This window comes from Spirochaetia bacterium 38H-sp (assembly GCA_039023545.1).
In the GTDB taxonomy this organism is placed as follows: Bacteria; Spirochaetota; Spirochaetia; order Winmispirales; family Winmispiraceae; genus Rarispira; species Rarispira pelagica.
The window spans coordinates 237,595-258,070 of the sequence record JBCHKQ010000001.1 but is presented as its reverse complement, the minus strand read 5'-3'; the positions used below and the strand labels follow the sequence as shown (position 1 = coordinate 258,070).

21 protein-coding genes and 1 tRNA gene are annotated in these 20,476 nt (G+C 41.6%); 14 read left to right on the top strand and 8 right to left on the bottom strand.

Features of this window, described 5'->3' with window-relative positions; translation table 11 throughout:
* Positions 1-12 precede the first annotated feature (12 nt).
* Both WKV44_01040 and WKV44_01035 read left to right on the top strand, forming a co-directional pair.
* The gene (locus WKV44_01040; GenBank protein ID MEM5947122.1) at positions 13-825 is read left to right on the top strand and encodes a protein-glutamate O-methyltransferase CheR; all 813 of its coding nucleotides are present in this window, start codon (positions 13-15) and stop codon (positions 823-825) included.
* Between the two features lie 2 nt (positions 826-827).
* Complete coding sequence (locus WKV44_01035; protein ID MEM5947121.1) at positions 828-1,994, top strand: chemotaxis response regulator protein-glutamate methylesterase; 1,167 nt, start codon at positions 828-830, stop codon at positions 1,992-1,994.
* A 10-nt stretch (positions 1,995-2,004) separates the two neighbouring features.
* On the opposite strand, the gene WKV44_01030 is transcribed toward WKV44_01035, so the two are convergent.
* A complete protein-coding gene (locus WKV44_01030; protein MEM5947120.1) occupies positions 2,005-2,808 on the bottom strand; it encodes a TIGR00282 family metallophosphoesterase in 804 nt (267 codons plus the stop codon).
* A gap of 102 nt (positions 2,809-2,910) precedes the next feature.
* On the opposite strand from WKV44_01030, the gene WKV44_01025 reads away from it, so the two are divergent.
* Positions 2,911-2,995, top strand: a tRNA-Leu gene (locus WKV44_01025).
* 129 nt (positions 2,996-3,124) lie between these two features.
* Here WKV44_01025 and WKV44_01020 read toward each other — a convergent pair.
* Positions 3,125-3,331 carry a 4Fe-4S binding protein gene (locus tag WKV44_01020; GenBank protein ID MEM5947119.1) on the bottom strand — a complete coding sequence of 69 codons (207 nt, stop codon included), beginning with the start codon at positions 3,329-3,331 and terminating at the stop codon, positions 3,125-3,127.
* Positions 3,332-3,401: 70 nt separating this feature from the next.
* Here WKV44_01020 and WKV44_01015 point away from each other — a divergent pair, with 70 nt between their 5' ends.
* The 3 genes from WKV44_01015 to WKV44_01005 are packed head-to-tail and all read left to right on the top strand — an operon-like array spanning position 3,402 to position 7,018.
* Positions 3,402-4,451, top strand: coding sequence for a metallophosphoesterase family protein (locus WKV44_01015; protein ID MEM5947118.1), 1,050 nt, complete (start codon positions 3,402-3,404; stop codon positions 4,449-4,451).
* Positions 4,448-6,631 carry an AAA family ATPase gene (locus WKV44_01010; protein MEM5947117.1) on the top strand — a complete coding sequence of 728 codons (2,184 nt, stop codon included), beginning with the start codon at positions 4,448-4,450 and terminating at the stop codon, positions 6,629-6,631. The genes WKV44_01015 and WKV44_01010 overlap by 4 nt, the downstream gene beginning before the upstream one ends.
* Entirely contained in the window at positions 6,632-7,018 is a 387-nt protein-coding gene (locus WKV44_01005) for a NusG domain II-containing protein (GenBank protein MEM5947116.1), read from the top strand. It abuts the gene before it with no gap.
* Between the two features lie 3 nt (positions 7,019-7,021).
* On the opposite strand, the gene WKV44_01000 is transcribed toward WKV44_01005, so the two are convergent.
* Both WKV44_01000 and WKV44_00995 read right to left on the bottom strand, forming a co-directional pair.
* Positions 7,022-8,038 (bottom strand): FAD:protein FMN transferase, encoded by a 1,017-nt coding sequence (locus tag WKV44_01000; protein MEM5947115.1) that lies wholly within the window; start codon positions 8,036-8,038, stop codon positions 7,022-7,024.
* 165 nt (positions 8,039-8,203) lie between these two features.
* Positions 8,204-8,785 (bottom strand): RlmE family RNA methyltransferase, encoded by a 582-nt coding sequence (locus WKV44_00995; protein MEM5947114.1) that lies wholly within the window; start codon positions 8,783-8,785, stop codon positions 8,204-8,206.
* 75 nt (positions 8,786-8,860) lie between these two features.
* On the opposite strand from WKV44_00995, the gene WKV44_00990 reads away from it, so the two are divergent.
* The 4 genes from WKV44_00990 (at position 8,861) to pheT (ending at position 13,600) form a co-directional block, all read left to right on the top strand.
* Positions 8,861-9,499: a rhomboid family intramembrane serine protease gene (locus WKV44_00990; protein ID MEM5947113.1), complete on the top strand. Its 639-nt coding sequence runs from the start codon at positions 8,861-8,863 to the stop codon at positions 9,497-9,499.
* Positions 9,483-10,154 carry a hypothetical protein gene (locus WKV44_00985; GenBank protein MEM5947112.1) on the top strand — a complete coding sequence of 224 codons (672 nt, stop codon included), beginning with the start codon at positions 9,483-9,485 and terminating at the stop codon, positions 10,152-10,154. Before WKV44_00990 ends, WKV44_00985 begins: the two co-directional genes overlap by 17 nt.
* 198 nt (positions 10,155-10,352) lie before the next feature.
* Complete coding sequence (locus tag WKV44_00980) at positions 10,353-11,900, top strand: phenylalanine--tRNA ligase subunit alpha (GenBank protein ID MEM5947111.1); 1,548 nt, start codon at positions 10,353-10,355, stop codon at positions 11,898-11,900.
* On the top strand, positions 11,900-13,600 hold the full coding sequence (gene pheT / locus WKV44_00975; GenBank protein ID MEM5947110.1) for a phenylalanine--tRNA ligase subunit beta: 1,701 nt from the start codon (positions 11,900-11,902) through the stop codon (positions 13,598-13,600). Before WKV44_00980 ends, pheT begins: the two co-directional genes overlap by 1 nt.
* Before the next feature lie 93 nt (positions 13,601-13,693).
* Here the strand turns inward: pheT and WKV44_00970 are convergent, their stop codons facing one another.
* From WKV44_00970 to WKV44_00960, 3 genes are read right to left on the bottom strand one after another with little or no spacing between them, the layout of a single operon-like run.
* Positions 13,694-14,572 (bottom strand): DMT family transporter, encoded by an 879-nt coding sequence (locus WKV44_00970; GenBank protein ID MEM5947109.1) that lies wholly within the window; start codon positions 14,570-14,572, stop codon positions 13,694-13,696.
* Between the two features lie 53 nt (positions 14,573-14,625).
* A complete protein-coding gene (locus tag WKV44_00965; GenBank protein ID MEM5947108.1) occupies positions 14,626-15,063 on the bottom strand; it encodes a hypothetical protein in 438 nt (145 codons plus the stop codon).
* Positions 15,064-15,117: 54 nt separating this feature from the next.
* Positions 15,118-15,522 (bottom strand): YbjN domain-containing protein, encoded by a 405-nt coding sequence (locus WKV44_00960; GenBank protein ID MEM5947107.1) that lies wholly within the window; start codon positions 15,520-15,522, stop codon positions 15,118-15,120.
* A 182-nt stretch (positions 15,523-15,704) separates the two neighbouring features.
* Between WKV44_00960 and WKV44_00955 the strand changes: the two genes are divergently transcribed.
* Both WKV44_00955 and WKV44_00950 read left to right on the top strand, forming a co-directional pair.
* Positions 15,705-16,670 carry a hypothetical protein gene (locus tag WKV44_00955; protein ID MEM5947106.1) on the top strand — a complete coding sequence of 322 codons (966 nt, stop codon included), beginning with the start codon at positions 15,705-15,707 and terminating at the stop codon, positions 16,668-16,670.
* Between the two features lie 11 nt (positions 16,671-16,681).
* Entirely contained in the window at positions 16,682-17,428 is a 747-nt protein-coding gene (locus WKV44_00950) for a ParA family protein (protein MEM5947105.1), read from the top strand.
* Between the two features lie 51 nt (positions 17,429-17,479).
* Here the strand turns inward: WKV44_00950 and thrH are convergent, their stop codons facing one another.
* Complete coding sequence (gene thrH / locus WKV44_00945) at positions 17,480-18,082, bottom strand: bifunctional phosphoserine phosphatase/homoserine phosphotransferase ThrH (protein MEM5947104.1); 603 nt, start codon at positions 18,080-18,082, stop codon at positions 17,480-17,482.
* Positions 18,083-18,236: 154 nt separating this feature from the next.
* Here thrH and WKV44_00940 point away from each other — a divergent pair, with 154 nt between their 5' ends.
* Positions 18,237-19,106, top strand: coding sequence for a CHAP domain-containing protein (locus tag WKV44_00940; protein ID MEM5947103.1), 870 nt, complete (start codon positions 18,237-18,239; stop codon positions 19,104-19,106).
* Between the two features lie 362 nt (positions 19,107-19,468).
* Complete coding sequence (locus WKV44_00935; protein ID MEM5947102.1) at positions 19,469-20,470, top strand: glycoside hydrolase family 130 protein; 1,002 nt, start codon at positions 19,469-19,471, stop codon at positions 20,468-20,470.
* The last annotated feature ends 6 nt before the right edge of the window (positions 20,471-20,476 follow it).

Sequence of the window (20,476 nt, the reverse complement as noted above, 5' to 3'; positions counted from 1 at the left end):
TACGGAGTTGTTATGTCTTTTTTATCCGATGAGCTTTTTAAAAAATATTCTGACTTTATATATAATGAGAGCGGAATAACTTTTAATAGCAATAACAGAGCTGTGCTTGAAAGCAGAATAAAAGATCGTCTCAGGGTAACAGGCCTTTCTACTCCGGAGGAGTATTACAATAAAGTTGTTTCCAGCAAGGATGAGACCAGAGATTTTCTCGATTCTGTAACTACAAATCTTACTAGATTTTTTAGAAACAATGCGCATTGGGATATTTTTATCAATCATGTTGTACCAGATATAATAGAATATAAGAAAAAAAGAGGTGAGCGTCATATCAACATATGGAGTGCAGGCTGTTCTACAGGAGAAGAGCCGTATACCATAGCTATGTTGTTGTCGGAGCTTCTTCCTTCGGAATTTGATTTTAAGATAATTGGCTCCGATATAAGTTTAACAGTTCTTCTTGTTGCAAGAGAAGGTTTTTACAACGATGCAAAGGTTGCTGGTATTCCAGATAAATATCTTGAGAAGTATTTTGAGAAGGTTGAGAAGGGTTATCATATAAAAGGATTTATAAGAGAGAAGATACAGTTTGATTATCATAATCTTAAGAATGACAGTGGCCTTAGAAATATGGATATAGTTTTTTGTAGGAATGTTCTTATCTATTTTGATGAAGCTGCACAAAAAGCTACAATCAACAGATTGTGGGATTCTATGGGGTCGTATTCTTATCTTTTTATAGGACATTCCGAGTCGCTTTTTGGTATGAATACTGGTTTTGAGTTTGTAAAAACTGATTGGGGTTCTGTATATAGGAAAAGGGTTTAGTGATGGCTGAGGGTAGGATTAAGGTCTTGATTGTAGATGATTCCGCTCTTATGCGGAGTCTTATAAGTAAAATCCTTGATGAAACGAATGATATTATTGTCGTAGGTACCGCCATGCATGGTGGTTTTGCGATGGACAAAATTCCCAAGCTTAAGCCCGATGTTATTGTTCTTGATCTTGAGATGCCTAAGGTCGATGGTCTTGAGTTTCTCCGCAGGAGAAAAGAAGCCGGTATTGATATTCCTGTTGTAATTCTTTCTTCCCGGGCTGAGAAGGGGGCTAAGATAACGATGGATGCGCTTGCACTGGGTGCAAGTGATTTTATTACCAAGCCTTCTGGTCCCATATCCCCGGATATTCATGTAGTTGCGGAGACTTTGCAGGAGATGGTAAGAGGGTATGGCAGGAAGTACAGAAGGCAAAGAGGTGATGCTGCTTTTAACAAAATGACTGCCCCACCAAGACGGATGGCAGAAACGGCTCCTCCTGTAAGCCGTGTTGTTTCCGGGCAGGAGCTGGGGTTTATCTCCATAAGTCCGAAGATTAAGCAAAAAAAGGAGTCCATAACTCCGCTAAGAAAGCCGGATATCCCGGAGGTGCTTGCCATAGGTGTTTCTACAGGAGGGCCAAGTGCGGTGCGGTTTTTGCTTAGCAAATTGGATGAGGACTTCTCTTTGCCTGTGCTTCTTGTGCAGCATATGCCTCCTGGTTTTACTAAGGAGTTTGCAGAGAGTCTTGACCGCCATTGTGCAGTAACAGTTACGGAGGCTGTTAACGGAGATAAGCTAGAACCGGGACATGTGTATGTAGCTCCAGGAGATTATCATCTGTTTGCAGAGCAGAGGGGCTCTGAGGTTTTTGTAGGACTTTCCAAAGACCCTCCTGTAAATGGTCACAGGCCTTCTGCAGATGTACTTTTTGAGTCTGTTGCAAGAATATACCAGAACAGAAGTATTTCTGTGATTATGACAGGTATGGGGCGGGACGGAGCTAGGATGATAGGTGAGGTCTATAGACAGGGCGGTATAACTATAGGTCAGGACGAGGAATCTTGTGTGGTCTATGGTATGCCAAGAGCTGCCAGTGAGCTGGGTGTCCTACATATGGAGCTTCCTCTCGAGGATATTCCTGTTGTAATAAATAAGCTAGCTTCAAAGGCCAAGAAATAGCAGATATATCTCAATGCTCATTCTCCGTTGGAGGGGTGCATTCTCTGTATATTGTCTCAATATTTATTGCTCTTCCTTCCGCGTCTGTTTCTACTAGTATGCCTCTTAGTGCCGGTTTTTCCCATGTTGTGTGGTTTCTTGCGGGCAGTGCGTTTACAAGCTTGTATATTTCTGCTTCTGGTTCAAAGCCCTGTACACTCTGTTGGCTGCCTGTTCTGCCAGCATCACAGATGACTGCTGTTTTGCCCTTGGTTATATGTGCATCCGCTGTGGGTACTCTTGTGCCTGTGCCTATCACTGCCGAAGCAAGTCCGTCTGCTATGTGAAACATGGTGTATTTTTCTGCTGTTGTATTGGCATGAAAGTCCACTATTATATGCGGGGTTTGGTTTTTTACGCGTTCTATTATGGTTGGCAGGTATGTAAAAGGATTGCTGCCATGTATTCGGTTGAATCCTGACTGTCCTATCAGACTTACAACAGCAAGTGTTTTTTCTTCTTTTTTAAATACAAAGTAGCCCCTTCCCGGTGCTTCTGGCGGGAAATTGGCCGGTCTTAGTATATATGGGGCTTTATCTATATGCTCCACCATGTCTTTTTTATAAAAAATCCAGTCTCCGCCAGTTATTGCATCTACTCCCAGTTTTCTAAGGTATATTGCATGGCTTTTGCCTATGCCAAGCCCACCTGTTGCTCCGTCTCCGTTTGCAACGACAAAGTCGGTATTGAGCTCCTCTGTCAGGCCAGGAAGAATGTTTTTTACACAGTATACGCCTTCTTTTCCGACTATTTCTGCTATGAATAAAACTCTCATCTGCACTCCTAAAACCTGTATAGCTTACGCGTAGAGCCTCTTAAAATCAAGAGAAGCTGTAATTGACATAGTGATATTTTTTCTGCATACTTTATTTCACCTGCCCAGGTGGCGGAATTGGTAGACGCGCTAGATTCAGGTTCTAGTGAGCATTTCGCTCGTGGGGGTTCAAGTCCCCCCCTGGGCATTTTTATACCGAACGGCCTGCCCGCTTATGCGGCCAGGCCTTTTTTTCTGCCGGAGGCAGGGAGAGTCGCTTTGCGGGTCTCCCGTTCGGTCTTTATATAAAAGAAGCCGCCTTTAAGGCGGCTCTTTTTTATTCTCCAGGGCTTATAGCCTCTGAGGGGCAGACTTCTGCGCAGGAACCGCAGTCGATGCATTTCTCTGCATCTATTACGTAGGGTGTGCCCTCACTGATTGCGTCAGTAGGACACTCACTCATGCATGCCCCGCAGGAAACGCAGTCGTCTGATATCACGTATGCCATTTTTGGCCTCCTGTGATAAAGATATGATAAATATATACGATATGCTTGATATAGGCAATCCGAGTATACGATTGATAATAAGTCTTTTACGTTATATTCTTATGCTATGAAAAATTTGGCTTTGCTGCATTTTGCGGATTTGCATGTCTCCGAGAAAGAACGCGATTATTCTATGTCTATTCTCAATGAGATTATAAATGCGGCATCTTCCTGCGATGCGATTGTGATTGCAGGTGATTTGTTTGATTCTTTTTCTGATATGAGTGCCTTATGGAAGCCTGTTATGGGGCTTTTTGCTTCTTATGACAGGCCTGTTATCTATTGTGCTGGTAATCATGAGTATCTGGAAAAAGGGAAGCATTCTTTTTCTGAGTTTTTGCCTGCAGATAATGTGTTTTTTGTCAGTGAGCCTGGACTCTCTGTTATAAGTCCTGACAGCCTGGATACGGAGTTTGTTGTTCTTCCTTTCTATCCGGGGGATTCTTCTTTTGATGCTGCGGCTGTGCCGGACTTTTCTGGCAAGAAGCGTGTTTTTGTGTCTCATGGTACTCTTGGCGGGATGTATGAGTTTTTTTCCAATGAGGATGATTTTGCTGTTATTTCTCCTTCTGTCTTAGAGGCTGTGAGTGCGGACTATGCGGCACTGGGACATATTCATTCTGCTTTTTATCAAAAGAAAGATGGTTGTGTGCTTTGTTATCCAGGTTCTTCCCGTGTTTGGCGCAAGGGGGAATCCGGAAAAAGATCATGTATGAGGGTAAGCCTTGGAACTTCTGTGGAGGTAGAGAGAGTTTTTCTTGATGAGGCAGGCGAATGGAAGGAACTTTCTGTTATTGCTGGCGCAGATGATATTTTTTCTCTTGCTGATACAGATCTTTCTCTATCCGATTATCTTACCATAAGGCTGGATGGAATCATGGACAATATGCAGGCTGCTTCTGAGTTTAAAAAGAAGATAGAGGAGCTTTTTGCAGGGAGAGTGAGAAAGCTGGATATAGATGATAATGTGGATTATCTGAGCAAGATGTCGGAGTACAGAATCGTAAAATTGTTTCTTAAAAAAATGGATGATATAAAAGACAAATATGATAAAGACACATGGAATCGTGCCCTTCTAAAGGGCTTGCTTGAGCTAAAACAGGAGCTTTCCCAATGAGTTTGGATAGTCTTTTTTTAAAGAAGTTCGGTAAGTTTGAGAATAAAGGCTTTGATTTTAAAGACTTTAATCTTTTTTTTGGCAAAAACGAGGCAGGTAAGTCAACATTGGCTGATGCACTTTTTTGCGTACTTGCGGATAAGAATCCTGGCAAGACATACCTTGGCCGTTATGAGAGTACTGAGCTTTCTGCAAAGGGAAAGACAGGCTATATAGATCTGGATGCTCTTGCTAATGTGTTTGCAATACGTTCCGGCAGTGTGGTGATGAGCCTAGATAGCAAGAGTAATAAGGGCAAACTTGCCAGATGGATACAGGATGCTGTTTTTAATAACGAAGTCAATCTGGATAAGCTTGTTGATTCTTTAGCTGCTAAGGTTGCAATAGATAAAAAGAATTATAAAGCTGGTAAGGATTTTTTTAAAAAACAGACAGAGATAATGGAGCTTAAGCAGAGGATAAGTCAGAATTCAGCTGTAGTAGAAAACGAAGCAAAAAAATCTTCAGAGTCAAAGAAACTGGCGGAGAAAAAACACCTGCTGGAAGAAGAGCTTGTGAAACTCAAGGAAAAGGAAAATGAGCTTAAGCAAAGGATTGAGGGACAAAGAAAACTTGATGACTACAAGCGCATACGTTCTTATCTTGAAAGGATAAATAAGGTAAAAAATAAGGAAGCTGAGCTTGTTTCTATGACTAACTATGGCAGTTTGATGCGTGAGGGAAAGGATTTGGAAGAACGGATTAGAGAGTTGGAACAAGAAGAGTACAGGACAAGGCTCAGGCTGGAAGACTGCGAGAAGAATATGGAGAATGCTCGGAGGTTGTCAGAAGAAAAGAGAAAGCTGATATCCGCAAAAAAAGAGCTTATTGCGGAGCTGCGCGACTGTGTCTTAAGACTACGTTTTTCCACTATTGGCGGGATTATAGGGATAGGTATCCTGCTTGTTGGTATTTTCCTTATGTTGCCTTTTTCTGGGCTTGATTCTTTTTTATCTGGTTTACTTGTCGCCATACCTGGAGGTAGCCTTTTTGCAACATCATTTTTATACGGTTTTTTTTATAAAAAAACTTTTCTAAGTGCAAGAAATCTATCCGGCAAACTGGGACAGCTTATTACGGAATTGGATAGCGAGATGTATGGACTTTCTTCTTCTCTCAGAGAACAAGAAGAACGACTTGTCGGACTGGAGAATGAAAAAAATAAATTGTCTGGAGAGCTTTTTCTTGTGCAGACACAACTTACCGACTCAAGACGCGCTTATGATTCTTGGAGAATTAAAAGTGGTGTGGAGAACTCATCAGCCCTGGGAGAAAGGGAGCGGATGGCAAATGAGAAAAGGCGGGAGCTGGATGAGGACAGAAGAGTACTTGCCAAGCTCAGAGAAGAATATAAGGCAGGAAGTAATGAGGAGCTTACCACTCGGCTTATGTCAGAGTGTGATATGCTTGAAAAAGAACTCCCTGCCGAAGAATTGGATGATATGGCAAAAAAAATGCTAAATGCTGAGTACGCAAGGGTGCAGAAGGCCATTGCAGACTCTGAGAGTGAAATTAACAGCATTGACATCTCGTTGTCCCGTATAAAGGGAGAGCTTTACAGCTCAAGCAATATGAGGCTGATGATGCAGCTTGAGCAGGATAAGAAAGAACTTGCTAGACTCAATTCCGAGCTTGAAGAGATGAAAAAAGATGTGGAGGCCTATAGAATAGCTGGTTCTGTTTTTTCTGCCATACGGGATGAGCTTGCAAGCGATTTTGGCCTTATTGTGGAGAAAATGGTTCCTTATTTTTCTGCCATAACTGGCGATAAAAGGGACATAAGGATAGATTCTCTTAATATAACGGATATCATTGTAGAAGACGCAACATCCTGTGACAGAGGAATAAGCCTATTGTCCAAAGGAACGCAGGCAGCTTTTTTCCTAGCTGCAAGGCTGGGACTTGCAGAGCTTACCGCGGACAGAGCGGGTCTCGTGGAAGATGGTGTGCTTATCTTTGATGAGCCATTCGAATCCCTTGATAGTATGCGCAGAAAAGGTGCCATTGAGGCCATCCGCATGTTTTTTGAAAGACATCATGGTTGGCAGGGTTTCTTTTTTACAAGCTTTGAAGAGGTAAGGGAGCTTGTTATTTCCTCTTTTCCCTCTTCTTTTCTTGCTGTTTTTGAGTTGGAGGCATAGGTGGACAGAGCTTTTTCTCTCCAGTTTACGGTTATGGATATCTTTGTGGTTGCTCTGGCCTTCTGCATTGTTGTGTTCTCCGTATATTCTCTCTCTCTTGATAACTCCGGGAAAAAGCTTGTGCACATAGAGTCAGAAAAAGGCTCATTTCTTTATCCTCTTGATGATAACAGAGAGATATCTGTTTCCGGACCCTTAGGGGAAACTCTTATAAAGATAGAAGACGGTTATGCCCGCATAATAGAATCGCCCTGTCCGGATAAACTTTGCATTGCTATGGGCAGGATAAGCAGCCCTGGCCAGTGGGTTGCCTGCCTGCCTAACCGCATTTTTGTAAGAATCACAGGACAGGACATCGAGAGAACTGTGGATGCCGGTAGCTTCTAAGGCCTATTTTCCCAGCTGGTAATTCGTTGTTGTTATGTCAAGAATATCCTTAAGACCATCTGTTGTGATTATTCTCCTGTCTGTTGTTATAAATACTGCCTCAGCATCCTTTGCATATTTTTTGATAAAATCCTTTCCTTTATCTGCGCCAAGAACAAAAAGAGTTGTAGAAAGCGCATCCGCATCTATCCCTGACTTTGATATGACGGACACACTAAGAAGACCATTTTCTGCAGGATAACCTGAGGTAGGATCTATTATGTGATGATATCTTTTTCCATTGACTGTAAAAAACCTCTCATAATCTCCGGATGTAACAACAGCCATATCGCTTACGTGTACAATCCCTATATATATTCCCTTATCTCCTCGTGGGTCCTGTATACCTATGCGCCATTCCTCACCTGTGGGCCTTTTTCCCATGGCATAGATATTCCCGCCAAGATCTATTATCGCTCTGGTTATGCCATTCTTCTTGAGAATATCCCTTGCAATATCACTGGCATATCCCTTTGCAATTGCGCCCAAATCTATCCTTGTATCTGGATTTAGCAGTCTTATGCTGGTTTCCCTTATGTTTATATTTTGGTAATCCGCGGATAGCAGTAATTTTTCTATCTCATTTTCACTTGGTACCCTTGCATCCTCCGTGCCAATGTTCCACAATTTTACAATAGCCCCAATTGCCGGATCAAAAGCGCCGCCGGACTTTTCTGCATATTCCATTGCTTTCTTAAGAATAAATGCAGTCTCCTCATCCGCTGAGACATCCCTACTGTAAGCATACTTGTTTATCCTGCTTATCATGCTGGACTCATCATTGGCGGACAGCTTCTTCTCCAGCTCCTTTAAAGCTGCAAAAACCTCATCTATGGCCTGACTTGCCTTCTTTGTGTTATCGTATACGCTTATAGTGCAGACCGTTCCTAAAACAAACTCAGTTTTTCCCACTGGCTCGATTACTCTGCAAGAAGAAAAAAACAAGACCAGAAGCAGGAGTAAAAAGACCACTCTTTTCATCCGTCAAGTGTAACATTTTTTTACGAAAGCGTACAAGTTGACAAAAAGAAAATCCCTGTTAAACCTATTTATTTTTTAACTGAACGTACGGGATTCGCCAGCTCATCCCGTACTGCTTCCATGTGGGGAAAAGATGAGTAAAGCCTCTGTCATAAAATTAAAAATCTATTTTTTACCTATGCCTATTATAAATACTTCAAAAGACTGTTTTCTCGTTGCCTGTGGCTTAAAAAAATGTGCGCTTGTCCAGTTTGCCCTGATACGATCCATGATTGCCTGTCTTCCCGGACCCTGAAAAAGCTTGGCAACAAAATCTCCTCCTGTCTTTAGATATTTTTCTGCAAATCCTATGACCTCTTCCACAAGTGCTTCTGATCGTGCTGTATCTAGATTGCGGTTGCCACTTGTTGTTGGGGCTATGTCGCTTACAACAAGGTCAAACTGACCGTATTCTGCTATCCTATCCTGTATCTCCTTACTGTATATATCTCCTTGCAGGGCTTCCATTCTGCTGTCTTCTTTTATTTCCAGCCTGTTGAGGTCTATAGACAGAAGCCTTCCGCTTTTTCCTATTTTTGTAAGGATGTATTTGCTCCAGCTTCCCGGCGCAGCCCCTATGTCCAGCACTGTATATCCCTGTTTTATAATCTTATACTTTTTATCTATCTCCATGAGCTTGTATACAGAGCGTGCGGGATAGCCATCTTTTTTTGCTTTTTGTGTGTAGTAATCATCGTCCCATTTCATGACTATATTCTTATAGGTATTCTTTAAGCGTGTAAACCATTGACCAAAGGACTTCTTAGTCTTACATTTCTATTCATGAATTTACGTTTTTTGCGCAGACCTTTTAAGTACGAGTTTTTTAATGCAACGTTGTATATCATCGGGTTTAACCTGATGTTTTATTTTATTGGCAATATTGTTCCTGTTTCTAAATTTTATCTTTCTCTTATTCCGGGAGCAGTGCTCAAAGGCTATGTGTGGCAGTTCTTTACTTATATGTTTGAGCATGCCAATTTTAATCATATTTTTTTTAATATGCTCGGTGTTCTTCTTTTTGGATATCAGGTAGAGAGAGCTATGGGGAGCAGAGAGTTTTTGCTTTTTTATCTGCTTACCGGCTTTTTATCAGGTCTTCTATCATTTTTTTATTTTATTGCTTTGGGTTATTATGGTGTTATTCTTCTTGGTGCTTCAGGAGCACTGTTTGGTGTTATGCTTGCTTTTGCAACCTTTTTCCCAAGATCCCAGATTCTTGTGTTTTTCATACTTCCCGTGCCTGCTCCTGTTCTTGTTTTGCTTTATACTGCTCTTGAGCTTTTTTATGCTTTTTCCGGTACAGGTGGCAATGTAGCTCACTATACTCATGTAGCAGGATTCCTTGTTGCTTATCTTTATCTGCTTATAAGACACGGAATCAATCCGATAAAGGTTTTTAGGGATGAGTATTTCCATTAGAATACTTTATATTGTCTTTATACTGTTTGTTTCTTTTTCTGTCTTTGCAAAAGATATTTTTTTGCAGGGTAAGTTCTCTGTAGGTTTTTTTCCTCTTTCTCCTCCCAATGAATCATCTGATTCTATGTCGGAGAAGGAGCTAGCCACGCTTCTTCTGGAGGAGGCACGCTGGGTTTATTCTGGTATGGTTTTTGGGTTTTCTTTTTCCTATGTTCCTTATGATAAGACTCGCAAAATAGAAGAGGTTTTTTCCCTAGAGCCTATTGCGGAGATAAAGTGGGGTGACCCTTTCCTCTCTGTTATGCAGACTTGGACTGAGGATAAGGTTTTTTATGCTATGATTTCTTACACTGTGCCAGAGCGTTTTCTGCACTGGTATGAGCATTGGCAGTCTGCTAACTTGGAGGTTGCATCTGGCATAGGTACTGCTCCTGCTTTTGAGGGGTATGCTGCAAGGAAAAAGGCTGTTGAGGAGGCTGTCAAGCAGGCTGTTCGCGAGCATGAGCGTGCAAGGGTTTTTAATAAACCTAGGCTTATAAGCGGGACTGTGGCTCTGCGTTCTGTTCCTGTTATACGTTTTTATGGAGATAGGTACAGGGCTCAGGTCGATGTTGTCTTGGAGATCAAATCCGTCAAAGAATACAGGTTTGATTGATTTTTGCTTTTTATTTGCCAAAGGCAGGTTTTACCGCAGCTTACTTTTTTCTTAGCTTGATGTCTGCGGTAAAACCGTTCGGTATTTTTTTATGTATTTTGTTTCTATGTTAATACCTTGACCTATAGCCTTATAGAGGGTAACAATAGTTCATATTCTTATATTGATATATTTTATCCCTTTTTTATGGAGCAGCGCATGGAAATCGATATCAAACAGCTTCATCCTCTTGAGGTCAGGTTGCTTAGGGCTTTTAAGGTCGGTGAGGTTTTGTCTCCGGATTCTGCAGAGGAGAGGCTGGGTTTTAATGTTGGTCAGTATAATCAGGCTGTCAATTGGCTTGTTGCTAAGTCGCTTGCAAGGGAAAAGAGTAGGCGGACTAAGACTATATATGAGCTCACGGAGCTAGGCTGTGTTTTTGCCAGTGAGGGGATTCCTGAGAAACGGATTATCGAGTTTGTGGAGGAGAGAGGTCCTCATTCTCTTTCCGATATTTGTAAGGCACTCAATCTTGAGCAGAAGGATGTAGGATCCGCTTTTGGTCAGCTGCGCAAGGAGGGTGTGCTTTCTATGGACGATAAGAATCGTGTTGTCCTTGCGGATGTTTCTGCTACGGATAGGGTGGAGAAGTTGCAGTTTCTTGTTGATAAGGCGAGCGCATCTAGCAATACGTTGGATGCGGATGAGCTTAGTGATGAGGAACTTTCTCTTATCCGTCAGATAAGTAAGAAGCGCGGCGCGGCCAATGCGGCTTTTAAGATTGTAGAGAAGGAGATTGTGCTGCACGAGCTTACGCCGCTTGCAGAGGATGTTAAGAAGGAGATTGAGAAGCAGGGTATAAGCGGTGAGGAACTTGGTACTCTTACGCCGGAGCTCCTTAAGACAGGTGCTTGGAAGGGTAAGTCGTTCCGCCCATATAATGTGCAGATTCCTCCCAAGAGGGTTATCCCTGGCAGGAGCAATCCTTATTGTGATTATCTTGCATGGGTCAAGGATAAGATGGTTGGTCTCGGTTTTGAGGAGTTTGATGGTCCTCTCGTGGAGACAGAGTTCTGGAATTCCGATGCACTTTTTATGCCGCAGTTTCATGCTGCAAGAGATATCCATGATGTCTATTATATCAAGGACCCTCAGCATGCGTCGGAGCTACCTGAGCCATATCTCACTAATGTTGCCGAGACACATAAGAATGGTTGGGAGACAGGAAGCCGCGGTTGGGATTATGATTTTGACAGGGATTTTACTCGCAGGCTGATTTTAAGAAGCCAGGGAACTGTTCTTTCTGCTAAACAGCTTCCCAAAGCAAAGGTACCGGGCAAATACTTCGGTATTGTCAGATGTTTCCGCCACGATCAAGTGGATGCAACTCACTTGTCCGATTTCTATCAGACAGAGGGTATTGTAGTAGGTGAGCAGGTGAATTTCCGCAATCTTTTAGGGCTTCTTAAGATGTTTGCTGAGGAGGTGGCTGGTGCTACTGAGGTAAAGTATGTACCTGGCTATTTTCCTTTTACAGAACCTTCTGTGGAGGTTCATATCAAACATCCTGTTCTCGGGTGGTTTGAACTTGGCGGCTCCGGAATATTTCGTCCGGAGGTTACTAAGCCTCTTGGCATAGATGTGCCTGTTCTTGCTTGGGGGCTGGGTATAGACAGGATGGCTCTTATGCATCTTGGTCTCAACGATTTGCGTGAGCTTTTTTCCTACAATATAGAAAACGTACGCATGAGAAGAAGGAGCAAATAATGCCTAAGATAGAGATATCGCAGAAAAAACTTTACTCCGAACTGGGAAAAAAACTCAGCCTCACGGAGTTGGAAGATATACTTACAGTTGCCAAGGCAGAGCTGGATGGATTGGATGAAGAAGAAGGGCTTTTAAAGATAGAACTCAACGATACCAATAGGCCTGATCTGTGGTCTACCTATGGTCTTGCAAGACAAATTCTTTCTTATTGGACAAAAACAAGCAGTAAATACGATTTTATTAAGCCGTATAACGAGAAGCAGGATACAGGAGAACGAGTTATAGAGGTCTCAGAAGAGCTAAAAAATATAAGACCCTATATAGCTGGCTTTGTTATCAAAGGTGAGCCCATAGATGATGATATGCTCCGTGAGATAATCCAGATGCAGGAAAAATTGTGCTGGAACTACGGACAGAAGAGAAAGAGCATAGCAATGGGCGTATATCGTGCGGATATGCTGCGCTATCCCGTAAAATACATTGCAGCAGATCCAGATGCCACGCAGTTTGTTCCTCTTGGCATGGATAAAAAACTTAGTCTCAAAAAAATACTTGAGGAGCATCCCAAAGGGCAGGATTTTGGCTGGATATTGGATGGCTTTAAAAAATATCCATTCCTTACGGACAGCCAGGGAGAAGTCTTAAGCTTCCCGCCAATCATAAACAGTGCCAGATTGGGAGCGGTAGAGATAGGAGACAGCAATCTTTTTATAGAGCTTACGGGACTCGATATCAAAACCCTTGCTTTGGCATGTAATATAGTTGCCTGCGATTTGCATGATGCAGGATTTGAGATTCTTCCGGTTACTGTAAAATATCCTTATGATACACCTCTGGGAAGAGAAGTAAGCACTCCGTGTTATTTTCAGGAGGAAATATCCATAGATATAGGCAGTGTTAAAAAACTGCTGGGACAGGAGTTTAAGACACCGGAGATTGGGGAATCTCTGGAAAAAATGGGGCTTGAATACAAGATAGAAAAAGACCTGATAACAGTAAAACCGCCCGTATACAGAAACGATTTTCTGCATCCTGTGGATATAGCGGAAGACATCATGATTGGATACGGGATTAACAACTTTGTTCCCGAGATGCCACGTGATTTTACAGTTGGACGCCTGTCGGAAGCAGAAGAATATAACAGACAGGTAAAAAAAATCATGATAGGCCTTGGATTTCAGGAGATGATATTTAACTACCTTGGTTCCAGAAAAGACTACATAGAAAAAATGTGTACGGATGACAAGAACGTCATCCAGGTAGCCAACCCCATGTCCGAGAACTATGAGTTTGTACGTCCATCCATACTTCCGAGCCTGCTTGCGGCAGAGGCTGCAAGCGGCAACGCAGTCTATCCTCACAACATATTTGAAACAGGCAAAACAGCTGTAAAAAACGCAGAGGATCCATATGGTAGCATCACTATCAACAGCCTTGGCTTTCTCAGCGCGGACGCAAAAGCGGATTTTAACCTGGTTAGCTCACAAGTTTCTGCCCTGCTTTTTTATCTTAGCATAGACTACAGACTCGAGGAGTATACGGACCCGCGCTTTATTCCGGGCCGCTGTGCCATCATAAAAGCAGGAAATGCAAACATAGGCATAATGGGAGAAATCCACCCGCAAGTTTTAGAAAATTGGGGCATAAGCATGCCATGTACTGCCTGTGAAATAAACCTGGACATTATAAACAAAAATTAGACCGAACGGTAGAGACCGCGCCATAAAGAGAAGCAGAAAGAAAGGTGCGGTCTCTACCTGCCTGCGGCAATTAAAAAGCAAAACAATAAAAGCTCAATATTTTTTCTTTTTGTAGCCTGTAGTTAGATAAAGACCCGTAATAATAAGAACACCGCCTATGGCTTTCATAACAGTAAAAGACTCCTCAAGAAAAATCACAGCTGTAAGAACAGTAATAAAAGGAATTAGATTGATAAAAACATTGCTGACCGTAACACCGAGAACAGAAAGAGCATGTTGATAGGCAATATAAGCAAGAGCAGAACAGCCCACAGATAAAAACAAAAAATTAAACCAGAAAGAAAAAGAAAAATTCATAATTTTCAAAGGCTCAAAATGCAAAAAAGGCAAAAATGCAAGAGTACCCCAGAAAAAATGCCAAAACACCATCACAAGACCATTGATTTTTCCGGAAAATGGACGAGAAAGAAAGCTGTAAGCAATCCAGCTCAGAGCAGCAAGAACCATGAGGACATAACCAATAGGAGAACTCGTCAGCCTAAGTCCCTCTCGCACTACAAAGTAAACACCCCACATGGAGAGAATGATGCCCGCATTGTCGGACGGATATAACTTTTTCTTATAGACAAGAGACTCGATAATAGCCGATATCACAGGAATAAAAGCCACGATAAGAGAAGCATCTGAGGCTGGCATATAAACAAGCCCGGTATTCTCAAAGTAAAAATAAAGAGTGACACCTGTTATTCCTCCCATGGCAAGAAAAAGCATATCCTTTGAGGAAACTCTGATGCTTAAACGCTTTAAAAGAAGAAAAGGGAAAATAACAACAAGTCCTACTGCAAAACGCAAGAAAGCGAGAAACAACGGGCCCATGTAAGAAAGCACAATCTTAGTGGATACAAAGGAAACACCCCATAAGACAACAGCAAAAACTATTGCAAAAAGTCCTCCGAGTCTTCTCTTATCCATACAGACATATTAGACAAAAGTTTTAAAAAAAACCATAAGAAAAAATAAAAAGCTTATGGACTTTCTTCTGGTTCAAAGGCAAACATATCAAGTATAACAGGCTCATCATTCTCGGTAGGCAGTTTTACATTTTTTATTATATAAACACTACCATGCTGGTCCACTGCCTTAAAATCAAAAACTCCGCTTTCTATTCCCTTGAGATTGATGTATGCGATATGTCTGGCTTTGAGTGCAATATTTCCATCAAAAATATCACTACCCCAATCGGTATCGGAAGAAGTCTTGATGTACATGTAGAGCATAATATAATCCGTTTTGTTTACGAGAAATATCTCTACAGATTTGTCATCGTTACTGCCTATTGCAACATCTATGCTAACAGGATTTTCCATGCTATAGGCTTCTTCTTTTTTTTCTCCCATAGGTTTTGCAAATGCAGAAAATACACCTAAGCATAAGAGAACAAAGAGATAAACAAGCTTTTTCACAGCAACACCTCCGTTTAGATGATTCTAGCCGGAGTAATCAAAAATACACAAGACCTATTCTACAAATTCTCCGAGAATCGGAGGGCCAAAGGTGTTAACCTCGGAATCCCCTTCTTTTATAAGTTGGATAAGTTGTGTCCGTGGTACGCCTCCTCTGCAAGGGAGTGTTCTAGAAACATAGACATTGCCTTCATTATCTACCTTGCAGGTGGTGAGAGTGGTTTTTCTGTTGTATTCATTTACTGCATTTATAAGTTTTGTTCTGTCATTACCCTTTTTGGAAGTAAAATATGTTACAAGCTGAAGCTCATCGTATTGTGCTGCAATTAGTGCCAGAAGATTCCACTGGCCCTTTTGAGTTGCAAGAAATCCGCCTTCTTGTGGGGCGCAGTTGTATCCTAGACCTGTAAAAACCTCCATTATGTTGTCAGCAGAAAAATCAACCATGGATTCGCTCATGATAACTCCTTTTTTCCTTATTATAGAAAAGATTACAGTACTTATCTGCAGAGACTCCGCAAAACACTGCTATGTAAACAGTATCAACCCTTATATAGAATAAGTCAATAAAAAAGCAAGCAAAATAAAAATTAACTGGTAATAAAAAATAGTTATAACTTATAATAGAAAGGGGGAACAACATGAACATAGAGGCCAAAGAACTTTTTACCTCCTCGTATCCGTCTGTATTGATACCCTATAAAGGTCCTTCTTTTAATCCTGATGATTATGATTTTTTCTTTTATCTTAGACCGGAATCCAACGGTGTTACCATAGAGAGCATGGCTCTTAAGATGATTAATTCTGTGCCGGAGTATAAAGAGAATCTCAAGCTTATTTATATGGCAAATATTCCGGGTGAGTTTATAGTAGAAAGACATATAGTAGAGCGTCATTATAGAACCAAGCTTATATTTGCTACACATGGCAAGAAATATTTTACTCCTCATATGAAAATCATGTTTAAAAAACATTTTGGGATTAATGCGGACGAGGCAAATGTAATAGGGGCTTTTGAAGCATTGAGATATTTTAAAATGGAGCCGGAGGAACTCTTTAACATTTGGGTCCCTATGGAGGATGTTCTGTCTGTACACGGGCAAACAATAAAAAAGTACATGGATACTTATATAGTAAACTACGATATTCCCGCTCTTATGCATAAGAACAACAGAAATACAGATATAGCTGTTCTTATGTTTAGGACTACGTTGGATCCTGAGCGGCTTTTTAAGCTTGCAGAGGATATGAAGGAAAAAATGCATCAAGCCGGTTTTCTCAGAAAAGGTATGGCTCTAAGCAGGCTTATACATATAACCAAAGGGCCATTGGAGCAGATACTTGATGCAGCTGGGTATCTGTATAAGGAAAAGGATCTACAGTTTGACCTTGAGGATATCTCTTTTGCCAGGTTCTTGCTGGAGGCAGGTATGAGCAGAGAGGAGATTATGGGTATGGTAACCCAGCCCATAGTGACTTATCAGGATCCAGGAGATAAGAAGCATACGATAAAAGAAGGCAATCTTTACAATCTTTGCGAAAAGTTAAGTTATAAAGAGGCGAGAGAGTTTATTCTGCATGTAAAATCACATTTTATATTAAAGTAAGGGGGAGATGTATGAAGGTTTGTGCACTTTACAATTCTAAGGGTGGTGTGGGAAAATCCACTATTGCCGTAAATCTTGCTTTTCTTTCTGCAAAGGAGGGATTAAAAACATTATTGTGGGATCTTGATCCTCAAGGGGCAGCTTCTTTCTTCCTGGATGTGGACGGCAAGGTTGACAGCGATTCTGCTGAGTCTGTTTCTCATAGAGAGGCTTTTGATAGCTCTATAACTGTCACGGGATATGATAATCTGGATATTATTCCAGCGGATTTTTCTCTCAGGAATCTGGATGTTCTCCTAGATGAGCTAAAAAACTCCAGACATATGATAGAAAAGCAGATAGCATCAGGGGCTGCAAATTATGATGTTGTTTTTATAGATTCTCCACCTGGGCTTTCTCTTCTTGCCGAGAATCTTTTTCTTGGCTGTGACTATATACTTCTTCCTATGATTCCTACGTATTTGTCTCTAAGGAGTTATATGCAGATAAGTGCTTACTTCTCCGAAGGGAATTTTGAAGCAGGCAAACTGATACCTTTTTTCTCAATGGTTGATACCAGAAAAAAGATGCACAGGGATATTATCAGAGAATATCATGCTCAGGGTGAGTTTCTTTCTGTATATATCCCGGAGTCGTCCGTGATAGAAAAAATGAGCCATAGGAAAAAGCCTCTCCCAGCTTATTCTACTGTCCATCCTGCAAGCAGATCTTTTTATGACTTATGGGCAGAGATAAAAAAAAGAATTTACTTGAGCTAAGATTAAAAAAGCAGGCTGATGCTCAGCTCAGCCTGCGTTCGGTATAGGTATCTATGATATGTATGGTTTTAGTAGGTTGAGGAGCTCGTCGTATTCTCTTGCGACAGGAAAGTCTGGAAACTCGCTTATTATTTTCTCTGGAGGTCGGAAGAAGAAGCCTCTGTCTGCTTCCGCAAGCATTGTGGTATCATTGTAAGAATCGCCGGAGGCATAGACTTTGTAGTTGAGGCTTTTTAATGCACGGACAGCCTGTTTTTTGCCATCTTCTTGTCTTAGTTTAAAACCGCATACGTAACCGTCATGGTCTATCTCAAGCTCGTTGCAAAATATTGTGGGCCAGCCTAGCATCTCCATTATTGGCTTTGCAAACTGTGTAAATGTGTCAGAGAGAATTATAACCTGTGTTTTTTCTCTGAGGGTGTTGAGAAAATCCACAGCGCCTTCCAGTGGTTTCATACAGGATATGACGTCCTGTATGTCTGTTAGTTTTAGGTTGTGTTCTCTTAGCACCTTGATTCTGTGCTGCATAAGCACGCTATAATCACTTATATCGCGTGTTGTAAGTCGCAGCTCTTCTATCCGGGTTTTTTCCGCAAAGGCAATCCATACCTCAGGGAAAAGCACCCCTTCCAAGTCAAGACATACTATATGCATGGGCTTTGTATATCATATTATAGGCGCAGTGTTAAGAGGAAGAGGCTTTTTTTGCTTTTTGGTGCTATATTTTGCGTATTGGGATAAAGCAGATGTATTGTACAAGTGTGGAAATCAACATAGTTTTTGCCGATACTGTAAAGGGGACGGCTATATGAAGAAAAAAACAGCGAGAAGAGAGCCATTGAGTAAAATCTTTTTTGGAAAAAAACAAGTTCAATGGTTCTGTGCCAGGTTTATGGGTTATAAAGGAGAAATCAGAGTTCTTATAGTTCTTCTTATGCTTCTTTTATTTTCTTCCTGTACAAGCATCTCCAAGGCAGGATGGCAATGGCCTGACCAGTCCCAAGTTTCTACAAAAGAACCTGTTTGCGTAATAGCGCCTCAGAACAGTAAAACCGCACAGGATAACAGCATTATATCGCATTTTAGTAATAAGAAGGCTAGCTTTCAGGAGTTTCCGTCACCCACTACGGATATTCAGAGAAAACTATTAGAAGAAGCAAAGAAGCTTCTTGGCAAAAACACTGTGGATGTGCGTGGTAGACACTTTAATCTAGACTGTACTGGTGTGGTTTTGGGAATCTATTACGGAGCAGGAATAGACCTTTCTGCTGAGTTTCCTAACTACAGCGGCAATGGCGTAAAACGGTTGTATGAGATCTTAAAAGACCGCAATCTGTTGTATACAACCCGGTATCCGCAGCCGGGGGACCTTATATTCTGGGATAATACATACGATGCCAATGGCAACGGGCGTTTTGACGACTATCTGACCCATGTGGGCATGGTTATGGAGACCAGGCCGGATGGCACAATAATCTATATCCATCATCACCTGAGAAAAGGCATCGTCTTGGAGCAGATGAACCTCAATGACCCCGATACATATACAATAGAAAAAGATGGAAAAACACTCATAATCAATAGCCCTATGCGTAGAAAAGGCGATCCGCGTGCGCAGGGAAAATGGCTAGCAAGCCAGCTTACTAGAGACTTTGCACAAGCATATAAATACAAATAGAAAAGACCGAACGCAGGGGATTCTCCGGCATCCCCTGCTGTTTTTTGGCAGAAGAAGCGCGAGACTGCCATGCTATTGGTGATATTTGCCGTAGGCAGGCCGGAGTGCAGTCCTTTTTTAGGGTATTTGGCAGTAGATGTCGCACTCCGGCCGTTCGGCATGTTTTATGAAATCAGTATCATGGATTTATGTGCTAATGAGTTTCTTTTGTTGTAAGTTTCTTTTATAAAAAAAATAAAAAAATAGAAAATTTATAAAAACCGGTTTATATTTTTCTTGACAATATGGGGATATGTGATATCATAATAAGCGAAAGCAACGTTGTTGCGTGTATTTTAAAGAAACCGGTTTCAGGAGTTTTGATGAGCGTAAAATATGAGATAAAGGGTGCTTCGCTTTCCAATATGCCGTGGCAGGATAGACCGGCTGGGCTTGAGTGGCCTGTATGGCGTTATTCTAAAAATCCTGTGGTAACAAGAGCGGATGCTAAGTTTGCTAACAGTATTTTTAATAGTGCTGTTGTTCCCTATAAGGATGGTTTTGCGGGGGTTTTTAGAGTGGATGATACTTCCCGCAGAATGAATCTAAGGCGTGGCTTTTCTCCAGATGGTATAAATTGGAAGATTGCGGATACTCCCATAGATTTTGTACCGGAGCACGATGAGCTTCCTCTATCCGAGTATAAGTATGATGCGCGTGTTGTTAAGATAGATGACAGGTATTATGTGGTTTGGTGCAACGGCTACAACGGGCCGGGTATAGGGCTAGGATATACGGATGATTTTGAGACTTTTTATCAGATGGAAAGTCCTTTTATGCCTTATAACAGGAATGGTGTCCTGTTTCCCAGAAAGATTGAGGGAAATTTTGCAATGCTCCATAGGCCGAGTGATGCGGGACATACTGCTTTTGGGAATATTTTTTATAGCGAGTCTCCTGATTTGCGTTATTGGGGCAAACATCGTTTTGTTATGGGTACAAGGTCTTCCGACAGTGCATGGCAGAGCACCAAGATAGGTGCGGGACCTGCTCCCATAGAGACTAGCGAGGGATGGCTTCTTATTTACCATGGTGTTTTAACTTCCTGTAATGGTTTTGTCTATAGCATGGGTGCTGCTCTTCTGGACTTGGAAAAGCCGTGGAAGGTCCTTTACAGATCAAGTAGTTATCTTCTTTCTCCTCAAGAGTATTACGAGTGTGTAGGTGATGTTCCCAATGTTGTTTTTCCATGTGCAACTCTCTGTGATGCTGATACTGGAAGACTGGCTATCTATTACGGTGCTGCTGATACGGTAGTTGCTCTTGCATTTGGCTACGTGGATGAAATTATAGATTTTGTAAAAAAAACTAACCTCCAGGCTTAGCTTGGA